Source organism: Flavobacterium sp. UMI-01 (assembly GCF_019656315.1).
In the GTDB taxonomy this organism is placed as follows: Bacteria; Bacteroidota; Bacteroidia; order Flavobacteriales; family Flavobacteriaceae; genus Flavobacterium.
The window spans coordinates 134,683-147,278 of sequence record NZ_BPLU01000008.1; the positions used below are offsets into that span (position 1 = coordinate 134,683).

At 35.4% G+C, this 12,596-nt stretch carries 9 protein-coding genes; 1 reads left to right on the forward strand and 8 read right to left on the reverse strand.

Annotated features, from left to right (window positions below; genetic code table 11):
• Window positions 1-22 precede the first annotated feature (22 nt).
• Window positions 23-988, reverse strand: a complete 966-nt coding sequence (locus tag K5R64_RS04930) for a Gfo/Idh/MocA family protein (RefSeq protein WP_220761481.1) — start codon at window positions 986-988, stop codon at window positions 23-25.
• A gap of 144 nt (window positions 989-1,132) precedes the next feature.
• Between K5R64_RS04930 and K5R64_RS04935 the strand changes: the two genes are divergently transcribed.
• Window positions 1,133-1,774 (forward strand): protein-L-isoaspartate(D-aspartate) O-methyltransferase, encoded by a 642-nt coding sequence (locus tag K5R64_RS04935; RefSeq protein ID WP_220761483.1) that lies wholly within the window; start codon window positions 1,133-1,135, stop codon window positions 1,772-1,774.
• Window positions 1,775-1,838: 64 nt separating this feature from the next.
• On the opposite strand, the gene K5R64_RS04940 is transcribed toward K5R64_RS04935, so the two are convergent.
• The 7 genes from K5R64_RS04940 to K5R64_RS04970 form a co-directional block, all read right to left on the reverse strand.
• The gene (locus K5R64_RS04940) at window positions 1,839-3,110 is read right to left on the reverse strand and encodes a glycosyltransferase family 4 protein (RefSeq protein ID WP_220761485.1); all 1,272 of its coding nucleotides are present in this window, start codon (window positions 3,108-3,110) and stop codon (window positions 1,839-1,841) included.
• Between the two features lie 17 nt (window positions 3,111-3,127).
• On the reverse strand, window positions 3,128-4,960 hold the full coding sequence (locus K5R64_RS04945; protein WP_220761486.1) for an ABC transporter ATP-binding protein: 1,833 nt from the start codon (window positions 4,958-4,960) through the stop codon (window positions 3,128-3,130).
• Window positions 4,961-4,986: 26 nt separating this feature from the next.
• The gene (locus tag K5R64_RS04950; protein WP_220761488.1) at window positions 4,987-6,084 is read right to left on the reverse strand and encodes a glycosyltransferase family 1 protein; all 1,098 of its coding nucleotides are present in this window, start codon (window positions 6,082-6,084) and stop codon (window positions 4,987-4,989) included.
• A gap of 332 nt (window positions 6,085-6,416) precedes the next feature.
• Complete coding sequence (gene nhaC, locus K5R64_RS04955) at window positions 6,417-7,880, reverse strand: Na+/H+ antiporter NhaC (protein WP_220761490.1); 1,464 nt, start codon at window positions 7,878-7,880, stop codon at window positions 6,417-6,419.
• 29 nt (window positions 7,881-7,909) lie between these two features.
• Window positions 7,910-9,508: a glycoside hydrolase family 3 protein gene (locus K5R64_RS04960; protein ID WP_220761492.1), complete on the reverse strand. Its 1,599-nt coding sequence runs from the start codon at window positions 9,506-9,508 to the stop codon at window positions 7,910-7,912.
• A 42-nt stretch (window positions 9,509-9,550) separates the two neighbouring features.
• Complete coding sequence (locus K5R64_RS04965) at window positions 9,551-10,831, reverse strand: MFS transporter (RefSeq protein WP_220761494.1); 1,281 nt, start codon at window positions 10,829-10,831, stop codon at window positions 9,551-9,553.
• Window positions 10,821-12,398: a glycoside hydrolase family 10 protein gene (locus tag K5R64_RS04970; protein WP_220761496.1), complete on the reverse strand. Its 1,578-nt coding sequence runs from the start codon at window positions 12,396-12,398 to the stop codon at window positions 10,821-10,823. The genes K5R64_RS04965 and K5R64_RS04970 overlap by 11 nt, the downstream gene beginning before the upstream one ends.
• Window positions 12,399-12,596 lie beyond the last annotated feature (198 nt).

Genomic DNA, 12,596 nt, shown 5'->3' on the forward strand with positions numbered 1-12,596 from the left:
CCTTTTAAACTAAATTTTCATTTTATTTTTTAAAACAATCAATAATTTGGTACGCAATTTTGAGTGCTTCTGTTGCTTGCTCTAGAGTTACAATAGGGGTTGTGTCTGTGTTGATAGCATCGGCAAATGTTTCTAATTCATCCAGAATAGCATTGTTTTGACTTACCTCTGGATTAGAAAAATATATTTGCTTTTTAACTCCTTCGGCATTTTGTAAAATCATATCAAAATCACCAGGTACTTCTGGTGCGTCTTTCATTTTAACCACCTCACATTTTTTTTCTAAGAAATCGACAGAGATGTATGCATCTTTTTGGAAAAAGCGACTCTTACGCATATTTTTTAAGGAAATACGGCTTGCAGTTAAATTGGCAACACAACCATTTTCAAACTCAATACGAGCATTGGCTATATCAGGTGTTTCACTTATAACAGAGACACCACTAGCCGAGATGTTTTTTACAGGTGAATTTACTACACTCAAAATCGCATCAATATCGTGAATCATTAAATCTAAAACGACAGGAACATCAGTTCCACGAGGATTAAATTCAGCCAAACGATGGGTTTCAATAAACATGGGGTTTTCAATCATGTTTTTAGTCGCTATAAACGCAGGGTTAAATCGTTCTACGTGTCCCACCTGTCCTTTGACGTTGTATTCTTTTGCTAGAGCGATAATTTCTTCGGCTTCTTCAACAGTATTTGAAATGGGTTTTTCAATAAAAACGTGTTTGCCTGATTTGATAGCGGCTCTGGCACATTTGTAATGAGAAAGGGTTGGAGTAACGATATCAATTACATCTACGGCATGAATTAATTTTGCAATGGTATCAAAATGTTGGTATCCAAATTCTTTTGAAATTTTTTCGGCGTGTTCTTGATTGGGGTCATAAAACCCTACTAATTCGTATTTTTCAGATTGTTGTAATAAACGCAAATGTATTTTTCCAAGGTGGCCTGCACCTAATACTCCAATTTTCAGCATAATGATGTAATTTCTACAAAAATAACAATTAAATAGAAAAATGGAATAACTAGGCCTACAATTATGAGTTGATTTTTTAAGCTTGCAAGAGGCTATGAAATTTGAAATTCTTTGTTATTTTTACCAAAATATAAATACCTCACATTGAAAGATACTGCAAAACATCAAGGACTTCGTAATCAATTAGTAAGCGTTTTACAAGAAAAAGGAATAATTGATAAAAATGTTTTAGAAGCGATTCGCAAAATCCCTCGGCATCTCTTTCTTAATTCTAGTTTTGAAGCGTATGCTTATCAAGATAAAGCTTTTCCGATAGGGGCAGGACAAACCATCTCTCAACCTTATACGGTAGCTTTTCAGTCCCAATTATTAGAAATTAAAAAGGATGATAAAGTCCTCGAAATAGGAACAGGTTCGGGATATCAAACTGCTGTTTTGTGCATGATGGGAGCCAAAGTATTTAGTGTTGAAAGGCAAAATGAGTTGTTTAAACAAACGTCGGCCTTATTGCCTAAATTAGGCATTCGTCCCAAACATCTCACTTTTGGAGATGGTTACAAAGGATTGCCTGGTTTTGCTCCTTTTGATAGTATTATTGTTACTGCTGGTGCACCTTTCATCCCGCAGCCACTTATGGCACAGTTAAAAATAGGAGGTAGGCTGGTAATTCCGTTGGGCGAAGAGGTTCAGATTATGACCTTATTGATTCGTAAAAACGAAACGCAGTTTGAAAAACACGAATTAGGCGAATTCAGATTTGTTCCACTTTTAGAAGATAAAAATTAAAAGTACATTCCGCATAGTCCTAGCGAAACACAATGCATTCTACTTAGACTAAGCGGCTTTTTTTTTAGGATTTTATTTTTGATTTTACTTTTCGAGTCGTATCTTTCAAATAAACGATAAAACGAATGATGAGATTTTTTTTCATTCTTCGAATTTCGCGTTTCAACTTTGCATTTTCCGCTTTAGTGCAATACAATTGGTTCAGAAAGTAATTATATTGACTTTGTTTGGTTACCACTTTATCAAAATGGGTATAGAGGTAGCTAATTCTTTCGAATATTATGTTGCCAATACTTTCAAAAGATAGTTGTTCTTTTATCTGTAGGCTGGCTAATGTGGCTTTGTCAGTTCTTTGTTCTTCTTTTTCGTAAACGGCTTTTAATTTCGCCACAGCGTCTTCTAAAATGGGGTTGGCCCAAAGTGTATTAGCGCAAAAGTTATGGTCTGGATTTTCAATAAATCCTAATTCATAATCCACGAGATAGCTGTTTTGGGTAGTCATAAATTCTGTATTTCCAGAATAATTAGTAGCGATAGTAGGTTTGCCAAAAAACATAGCTTCGGCAAGTGTAAGCCCAAAACCTTCTGAATGATGTAATGAAACATAAGCATCGCATGCATGAATGAGCTCATTGACACTTTTTTTGTCCATTTCTTGGTCAATGATTTTGATATTTGTAGCGTTTGCAGTGCTCTTGAGAAGGCGTTGTTTGGCTTTTTTGTATTGATGCCCTCCCACGGTTTTAATAACCAGTTCGACTTGATTGTTATTACCAAAAGCGGTTTTAAAAGCTTCAATTAGAAAAAAGGGATTTTTTCGTTCGATAGAACTATGGTAGCTAAAAACAAACAGAAAACTAAAAGCATTGGGGTTAAATAACGAGGTAGTGTTCTTGGTTGGATTAGCAATAAGCTCCATTTCGATGGGATGCGGAACCACAATAATGGGGTCAGTGAACACTTTTTTAAAGATGGATTTGCAATACTCTGAGGTAGTCCATATTTCGTTAAAGAGTTGTAAATTAGGGATGATTTCAGGGGCAATATATTCTGATTCCCATACTAAAAAAAGAATGGTGTATCTGTTTTTAAATAAATTACTGTCAATATTGGCAAAAAATGATTCCAAGTCACCAAGTGCTATTTGAACTAAATTGACAGCATAATCAAAACGGTATTGGTAATTAGGATTCCGTTTTATTTGGTCATAATCTATCAAACATAAGGGAATGTTTTTTTTTCTAGCTGCTTTACAATTTAATCGAACCGCTTCACCTAAACCAAATTCAGATTCTGTATAACCAATGATATTGATGCCGTGTTGTTGAGTTTTCATGATTATTTAGGTGTTTTTTAATTAATTTCTAAGGATTGTAGAGAAACCAAATGAGTATAGGTTCCTTGCATTTTCAAGAGTTCTTCATGAGTACCTTGTTCGATGATCATGCCGTTGTTCATAACCACAATTAAATCAGCTTTTTGAATTGTTGATAATCGATGAGCGATTACTATTGAGGTTCGGTTTTCCATCATGTTTTCTAGTCCTACTTGAACTAATTTTTCTGATTCGGTATCCAATGCAGATGTGGCTTCGTCTAGAATCATAATAGGGGGATTTTTCATTACAGCTCTTGCAATAGCTATGCGTTGGCGTTGTCCACCCGAAAGTAAGGAACCTCCATCTCCTACATTATTTTGATATTGGTTCGGAAATTCAGAAATGAAATTATGCGCATTGGCTATTTTGGCAGCTGCTAAAATTTCTTCCTGAGTCGTATTTTCTATTCCTAAAGCAATATTATTTGCTATCGTATCATTGAATAAAATGGAGTCTTGGGCAACAATCCCCATTTGTTCTCGCAATGATTGGGTAGTTACCTCTCGGATGTCAATTCCATCAAAAGTGATGCATCCTTCGGTCACGTCATAAAAACGGGTAATCAAATTAGCAATAGTTGATTTGCCACTACCTGACTGTCCCACCAATGCGACCATTTTTCCTTTAGGAATCGTAAGCGAAAAGTTCTTTAAAACATAATCATCATTGTATTTAAAAGAAACATTATGGAATTTTATTTCATGATTAAAATCGTTGATAACATGTGCATTAGGGAGGTCTTTCAAAGGATTTTGAGCATCCAAAATAAAAGCAACTCTTTCATAAGCAGCATTTCCTCCTAATAAGGATTGGTGTGCACGGGTTATGGCTTTGGCAGGAGTTAGGATTTGGTAAGCCAATCCCATATAAGCAATAAATGCGCCTCCACTTAGTGATTTTTCTACAAGTACAAGTGAGCCCCCATAAATCAATAGTATGGAAATCACTAGGATTCCCAAAAATTCACTAGCAGGAGCGGATAAACTCATGACCTTTCCAACGGAATTGTTCAGGTCATTGATGTCATTAGTAAAAGCATTGAATTTTTTTGAAAAGTATTTTTCTGAAGTAAAGTTTTTGATGATTTTGATTCCTCCCAGAGTTTCTTCAATGTTAGATAATAATTGTCCTTCTAATGCAAAAATATCACCTGATTGGCTTTTGATTCCTTTACTGAGTTTAGAAATCAAATAGCCTGAAATTGGAATAAAGAAGAACACAAAAATGGTGAGTTTCCAGCTAATTGCAACCATCCCTATTAATGTAAACAGAATGGTTAAAGGTTCTCTAATCATCATTAAAACATTCATAAATGAAGTTTTGATGGTGTTTATATCAGAGGTCATACGAGCAATAAGATCTCCTTTACGTTCTTTAGAAAAGAAAGCTACATTGAGCGTAATGACTTTGTTGTATACATCTTGACGTAAATCTTTCAAAATCCCATTGTTGAGATAGGTCATGTACAAAATGGATAAGTAACTGAAAAAATTTTTCAATAAAAAAGTGCTTAAAACAAAGCCCACAATGGTAATCAAAGTAATGAGTTCCCCCTTGCTTTCTCTCAAGGAAGTGATATAGAAATTCAAGTAATTTTCAATATAATGAATGTCAAAATCTTGAATTCTATTAAAGGTGGGTTTTTCTTTTATTTTGATGCTTTCTTCAAACAAAACCTTAATCATCGGGAGCAATGATAACATCGATATAGATGAAAATAGGGCATAGAGAATATTGAATAGAATACTTAAAAATTGGTATTTTTTATAAGGTTTTAGGTATTTAAGAAAACGGTTAAAATTTTTCATTCAAATGTAAATTGTAAAAAGTGATGTTACTGATTTAAAACAGATTTGTAAACATTTAGGTATTCTTTGGCTGCGTTCTCCCAAGTGAACTTTTGTGCTCTGTTTTGGTATGCTGTTGCGTACATTTCAGTATTTTGATTGTAGAACGATAAGCCTTGGAGGAAGATTTCGGCCATGTATTTTGGTTCGAAATTTTCCCAGTAAAAGGAATATTTTCCGCCTATTTCGGGTAACGAAGTTTTGTTTGAAAGAAAGATAGGTTTACCAAAAGTCATTGCTTCTAAAACAGGTAATCCAAAACCTTCTCTTAGTGAGGGAAAGCAAAAAGCCAAACAGTTTTTGTAGTAGAAAATTTTATCTGATTCCGTTATGGAACCTAGAAGGTGAACTCTTTTTTCCAATTTGTAAGCCTGTATTTTTTGTTGTAATAACACGGCATATTCTGATTTTAAATCTCCTGCAATGACTAAATCTACCTCAGGAACAAACGGAAGCATTTCAATTAAAGTATGGAAATTCTTTTTTTCGACAACCTGTCCGATGGTAAAGATAAAGGGCTTCTCTGGAACCACCCCAGAGCAATACAATTCCGAATGTTTAGCGTGTTGGTAATTGAAATTGTTGCCATTGTAGATGACATATTCAGGAATATTGGGGACATTAAAATGAGTATGGGTATTGAACATGGCAAATTCTGATACATAAACAATGGCCGAGCTACGCTTAATTTTATTGTTCAATTGATTGATTCTAAAATCTAATTTTTTTCCTGTTTCTTCTTCAAGGAAATTAACATCGTGAATCGTCAATACATACGGAATATTAGATGAAGCAGGTTCGATTTTGGTGTTTTGATTGACCGAATGCCAAATGCTGAATTTTTTTTTAATTCTAAAAAAAGGATATCGGGTAATGGGGCGGTACCTATGATACGATAGAGTAGTGCCAATTTCGCTTTTCACTACAGGATTGTTACAATTTAGAATCAATTCGTGGTCTTGTAAGAATTCTGTTTCTTTACTTAAGGCTCTAGCTAAATTGTAATTAAATTGACCAAAACCGGTTCGTAAATTTTTAATGTTATGTGTTTCTAAAAAGATTTTTTTTAAGCTGTCGTTTTTCATTTTGGGGTATTAATTGTGTCACATTTACAGTTTATGTGTGCTGTTTATTGGTTGATGCACACAAAATATAGATACCACAGCAAAAAAAGGGTTGCGTTAAAATGAAGTAATTTTTTACGTTATTTTTTTAGTTTTAAACAAAATGAAAGAAAAAGGATTGGCTATTCTTTGTAAATCAAAAGAGTAGTCAGAAAAGAGGTGGGCATTTTCTTTTTAAGGAATAGAAAATTTTAACATTGTTTTATTTTAAAAAGCAGCATTATTTGGAGCGATAATTAGTTGGAAAAATATTTTGTGGTTCCTTTAACGGATTAATACAAGAACATATTGACTTAGACTTCTTGAATTTCAGGTTGTATTAATTGTTTGATTTTAATTTGGAATGCTGCAAACAACAAGGTGGTAATTGGGCTTAAAATATTAAAAATGGCATAGGGTAAATACTCAATTGTAGCCACTCCTAAAGTGCCTGATTGGTATGCACCACAAGTATTCCACGGAATTAAAACAGAGGTAACAGTTCCTGAATCTTCCAATGTTCGACTTAAATTCTCTGGTGCTAGTCCCTTTTTTTGATAGGCTTTGGCAAACATTTTACCTGGAATAACTAGTGATAAATATTGGTCCGAAGCCGTAATGTTGATTGCTAAACAACTTCCCACGGTGGAAGCGAACAGCCCAAAAGTAGTATGAGCAATTTTTAATAAGGACTGACTTATTCTTGCCAAGGCACCAATAGCGTCCATGATTCCTCCAAAAACCATTGCGCAGAGGATGAGCCAAATTGTACCGAGCATTTTTTGCATTCCGCCTGAGGTAAATAAGTCGGCTAAGGTTTTGTTATTGGTTGGCACCACAACTTCTCGAGTTATGGCATTCATGATTCCTTTATACCCTGATTCTAATGTCATTTCGGATACTCCTGCAATTTGATTGATGATGTGAGGTTGAAAAAAAAGCGCAAATACAGCGGCTAAAATCGTTCCGATAAAAAGGGCGATAAGAGGTTCGGTCTTTTTTATGATAAGTCCAATTACCAATACAGGAACAGCAAACAACCAAAGTGAAGTATTAAATGTAGATTGCAGGTCGATTAAGAGTTGGTTTATATTGACATCGCCTTTGCTTTCTACATTCAATCCCATGATGATGAAAATAAGTAAGGTTACGATGTAAGTAGGGGTAGTGGTGAGTATCATGTAGCGAATGTGAGTAAACAAATCAGTTCCTGCCATAGCGGGAGCTAAATTGGTCGTGTCAGAAATAGGGGATAATTTATCACCAAAATAGGCGCCCGAAATCACCGCACCCGCCACCATCCCTAAGTCAAAACCCAAAGCACCACCTACACCAATAAGCGCAATTCCCACTGTTGCACTCGTTGTCCACGAACTTCCTGTAGCAATGGATATGATAGAACAAATGATTAAAGTGGCTGGTAAAAAAATGGTGGGATTCAAAATTTGTAAACCGTAATAAATCATAGTGGGAATGATACCACTTACAAACCAAGTACCCGCTAAGGCACCTACCATGAGTAAAATTAAAATAGCTCCTACCGTTGATTGGATATTTTTAGCTACCTCCTCCATCATTTTGTGGAAACTAACTTTGTTGAAAAAACCAATGATAGCAGCAATAGCACCCCCTATCAATAATACAAATTGATTGCTACCACTCAAAGCATCGTCGCCAAACACATAGACGTTAAATCCCAGTAAAATAATAATCGCAAAAACCGGAACTAAGGCTTCTCCTACTGATAACTCTTTATTTCTGTGAATTTTTATTTCCATAAATGTGGTTTTAGGAGATTAGTTTTGATTTAACAAACAGTCAAATTTACTGGTAAACTTCCCGTAGCTTGGATTTTGTTTAACAATGCATGAGCCGCGGATTGTTGAAATTCTTCAAAATTTTGATACGCTTGTATAATTCCTTCTGCCGAATTTAAATGAGGAATCACTTGTAAAGCATAAGGGTTTCCAAAAAGGTAGAAGATACATTTTTTGGTTGTAAAAAGAGTACTTAAAAGTGTCAATATACTGTCTTCAATTTCGAAATTTTGCAAAGGTTTGGCTTTGGGGACAAATAAAGCAATAAGGAGGGTGTCCAATGGAGCTACGTTAGTCGTAAAAGCTGCAATTTGCTCAGAACTTCCGTTGGTTACAGAAAGAATTGGTGCTTCAGTAGTCGCTGCAATCGTTTGGCTAAATGCATTGGTACCCTCTTGGTAAACACTTAGAATTCCCAGTTTTTTGTTTTGGGAAGCTTCCAAAACCATTTCGAGATTGTAGTTGTCTTTTATCGTTGTAATGCAGGAAGTTGCTATTTTTTGATTCAAAAGAGATGCTGCGGTAAAATCCAGTTGGCCCATGGTTCCCGATTTTGTGTCAAACAATCCTGCTTTTTTCTTGCACGCTAGGATTCGGTTGTAGCTAGCTTCAATGCGTTCTGGCGAAGCATTTTTGAGAATTTCTTGAATCCCTTCGGCTACATTTTCGGCAAAACACAATACATCATTTCCAGCGTTAAAAGCTTCCCATTCTAATTGTCCTTTGGTTTGGTATAATTTGGACACACTATGCATGTTTAAAGCATCCGAAATTACTAAGCCGTCATATTGAAGTTTATTACGCAAAAGCTCTTCAATAATCGCCTTAGATAAGGTTGCTGATGTGTTTTTTCCGTTATTCAATGCTGGCACAGCCAGATGTCCAATCATAATAGAATCGACTTGTTGTTTAATGCCTTCAATAAATGGAAATAATTCGTTTTCCAATAGTTCTTCCAAACTTTCTTCGAGAATGGGTAAGCCTAAATGCGAATCTACATTGGTATTACCATGTCCAGGAAAATGTTTCAAACAGCCTAAAACACCTACTTCACTCATTCCTCGTAAATATTCTAGGGCAAAACGAGCTACTTTTTCTTTGTTTTCACCAAACGAACGATAGCCAATTACAGGATTATTAGGATTGTTATTGATGTCCGCCAGCGGAGCTAAATTGTAATGAATTCCCGCCGACTTTAAGTCTAATCCGATTTGCTTTCCTACTTCGTAAACCAAATGGGCTTGGTTTTCAGGCAAAGCTCCCAATGTGATTGCGTACGGATATTGTGGCGTTTTTTCAACACGCATAGCCAATCCCCATTCGGCATCAATACTCATTAAAAGAGGAGTAGTGGCACATTTTTGATAGCGAACGATTAAATCTTTCAACCGTTCGTAACTGTCGTCGTTATAAACGATAGGTTTTTTGCTTTCATAATTGGTAGCCGCACTGGCTCGGCTATGGAAAAAAGTAAGTCCGCCTATATGATGCTCCCGAATTAATTGTTCAGTAGCCTGAATGTTTTCTTCCGTATCATTGATGAATACCGCTGGAAAAAAGAATTGCCCTATTTTTTGTTCAACAGTCATTTTGGGATTGAGGATTTAGGATTTAGGATTTGAATTTGCTATTTACTCTTCTTGCTCTTCTTTCTTTTTTCCAAAATCTTTAGGATAGATTAAAAAGCGCGACAAAATCAATCCTGGAATTGTGGCTAAAAACACCCAGATAAAAAAGTTTCCATAACCTAAAAATTCTTGAATATAACCACTTAACATTCCAGGTAACATCATTCCTAATGCCATAAATCCAGTGGCTATGGCGTAATGAGAGGTTTTGGATTCACCATCAGCAACATAAATGAGATACATCATAAAGGCAGCAAAACCAAATCCGTAACCAAATTGTTCGGCAATGACTGTAGCATACACATAATATATGGACGCAGGATGAAAAAAAGCTAATAATATAAAACCAATAATGGGTAAATGCATGGTCAAAATCATTGGTAACATCCATTTGCCTAAACCATCTCTAGAAATGGCGATTCCACCCAAAATCCCTCCAATGGTTAAGGCTGAAACGCCAAAGGTTCCATAGATAATCCCTACATCTTGAGTGGTTAATCCGAGTCCACCAACAGTGATTGGGTCAATCAAAAAGGGCGTTAACATTTTTAATAGTTGCGATTCACCTAAACGAAAAAGCAAAATGAACGAAAGGATGAGGCCAATTTGTTTCTTTTGAAAAAAACTACCAAAAACCACAAAGAAATTCTTTTTAGAATCCGAGTACGAAGCTTTGGCATTGTTGGCGGCTTCACTTTTTGGCGTTGCAAAATAGTTGTAAATGGTGAGAACAGTCATCAACAAACCAACAAAAATCATGGTATAAGACCATGCTTTTTGATTGTCACCGTATTTTTGTTCGAGATACCCTCCAATGATGACAATTAAACCATTTCCAGTCAACATCGAAAGGCGGTAAAAAGTACTTCGAATACCTAGGAAAAAAGATTGTTGTTCTTTTCTGAGTGCAATCATGTAAAAGCCATCGCTGGCCACATCATTTGAGGCTGAGGCAAAAGCCGCCATCCAAAAGAAAGCCAAACTGATCATGAAAAAATGATTCAAAGGAATACTAAGTCCTACAATCAAAAAGGCAATTGATATCAATAATTGCATAGCCAAAAACCATTTTCTCTTGGTAGAATACAAATCGATAAACGGGCTCCATAAAGGTTTGATCACCCAAGGCAAGTACAATAAACTGGTATAAACTCCAATGTCTTCATTGCTGATTCCTAGGTTTTTATACATGATAACCGAAACCGAAATAATAATTGCATAAGGCAATCCTGAAGCAAAGTTCAGTACAGGTATCCAGTACCAAGGGTTGGTATTATTCTTCATAGGTGATTTGGTTTAGAATCGTTTTAGGATTTTTTGATATGGAAACAATTGTGGCTTCACTTTCATTTCCATAATAGTCAATATAAGAAACAGCACAACTGTTATTTTTCTCTAAATACGTTTTAGGTAAGGTGATATTGATGCTTCCTTTGTGTGCCGTAATGACAATTTTGTCGATAATGTGAGCAGGATTGGATACGTCAATTTTGTTACAATTTTTAACACCATAGACCAACACGTATCTCATTTTGTTGATTTCTGGAAATTTTAAAATAACATCCGCCATTTCATTTTGAGTTGTGATATCCCATACCACAGGCACATCCTCTACTTTGCGTTTAAAACCAGGCACCACATTGGGTAGGGCAGGATATTTGTATTGATTTTGAGCCAAAATTGTAGTAACCGCTTTGTTTTGGTTATTTAAGAACCATTTGGCACTAAAAAAACCATTCCCTTGAATGTTTTTGTATTGTCTGTTAAGATCAATTTGGTTTGGAATTTCAAATGGGTTGGTCCATTTTTTATCCGAGTCATTATTGATTTTATAGGTACTGTTTCCAATATAGACTGCCGTGTTTCCATTCGAATTCTCCGACCACCATTTTAACAATTTTGAATAAGAAGCTGTTTTGTGTTCAATGCTCCAATACAATTGAGGTAAAATATAATCAACCCATTTGTATTCCATCCAAGCCATTGGGTCAGCAAATAAGTCATCGTAATTGGTTTGACCTGATTGTGTTTCAGAACCTTTTGGATCAACAGATTTATTGCGCCAAACACCAAATGGGCTAATGCCAAACTGCACCCATGGTTTTATTTTTTTGATGGCATAGTTAGTACATTTAACGTAATTATTGGTATTCAAACGTCTCCAGTCAGAAAGAGATAATCCGTTACCGTACTTTTTATAAGCTGCAGCATCATTGAATTCCTGTCCTGGTATTTTGTAAGGGTAGAAATAGTCGTCAAAATGGACAGCATCAATATCATAGTTTTTAACGACCTCTTCTATAACTGCCACAAGATGATTTTGTACTTCGGGGAGGCCTGGGTTATAATAATATTTTTCACCATATTTTATCATCCATTCGGGATGTTTAATCATATCGTGGTTGGGGCTAAGTGTTTCTTTTTTTAGGTCAAATGTGGCTCTAAAAGGATTGAACCAAGCATGAAATTCAAAGCCACGCAAATGTGCTTGTTCAATCATCCATTCTAATGGGTCGTAATAAGGGTCTGGTGCTTTTCCTTCTTTTCCAGTTAGGTAGCGAGACCAAGGCGCAAGTTTAGAAGGATAAAAAGCATCGCCTACACTTCGGATTTGCGCAATAACAACATTAAAATTGAGTTTTTTGTAGGTGTCTAATATTTCAATATAATCAGCTTTTTGTTTTTCAACGGCATCTGTGCTGGTTTTTGGCCAGTCAATATTGACTACAGTTGCAATCCAAATGGCTCTAAATTCGTTTTTGGGGTGCAAAGAATTCACTTGTGCTAAGGAAACTGAAAAGAAGGTAGCCAAAAAGAAAGAAAGTACAGCTACTGAAAAGTTACGAGTCATTTTTGGGATGTTTTTTATCAAAATCAAAAATAGTTTTTTTGGAGTAGTTTATTTCGATAAAATCCAAATATTTTATCGAAATAAATACACACAACTTTTTTGCCAAAAATGGTAATTTATTCCATTATTTAGAAAGAATAATTGAAATAGTAAAATAGGAGTTTGTATGGAAACTTATTAGTACTGCTTAACTTCCGG

Excerpts from the sequence above, each read along its gene's own strand:
- K5R64_RS04930 (WP_220761481.1), bottom strand. The coding sequence starts at position 988 with ATGCTGAAAATTGGAGTATTAGGTGCAGGCCACCTTGGAAAAATACAT.
- K5R64_RS04940 (WP_220761485.1), bottom strand. The coding sequence starts at position 3,110 with ATGAAAACTCAACAACACGGCATCAATATCATTGGTTATACAGAATCT.
- K5R64_RS04945 (WP_220761486.1), bottom strand. The coding sequence starts at position 4,960 with ATGAAAAATTTTAACCGTTTTCTTAAATACCTAAAACCTTATAAAAAA.
- K5R64_RS04950 (WP_220761488.1), bottom strand. The coding sequence starts at position 6,084 with ATGAAAAACGACAGCTTAAAAAAAATCTTTTTAGAAACACATAACATT.
- nhaC (WP_220761490.1), bottom strand. The coding sequence starts at position 7,880 with ATGGAAATAAAAATTCACAGAAATAAAGAGTTATCAGTAGGAGAAGCC.
- K5R64_RS04960 (WP_220761492.1), bottom strand. The coding sequence starts at position 9,508 with ATGACTGTTGAACAAAAAATAGGGCAATTCTTTTTTCCAGCGGTATTC.
- K5R64_RS04965 (WP_220761494.1), bottom strand. The coding sequence starts at position 10,831 with ATGAAGAATAATACCAACCCTTGGTACTGGATACCTGTACTGAACTTT.
- K5R64_RS04970 (WP_220761496.1), bottom strand. The coding sequence starts at position 12,398 with ATGACTCGTAACTTTTCAGTAGCTGTACTTTCTTTCTTTTTGGCTACC.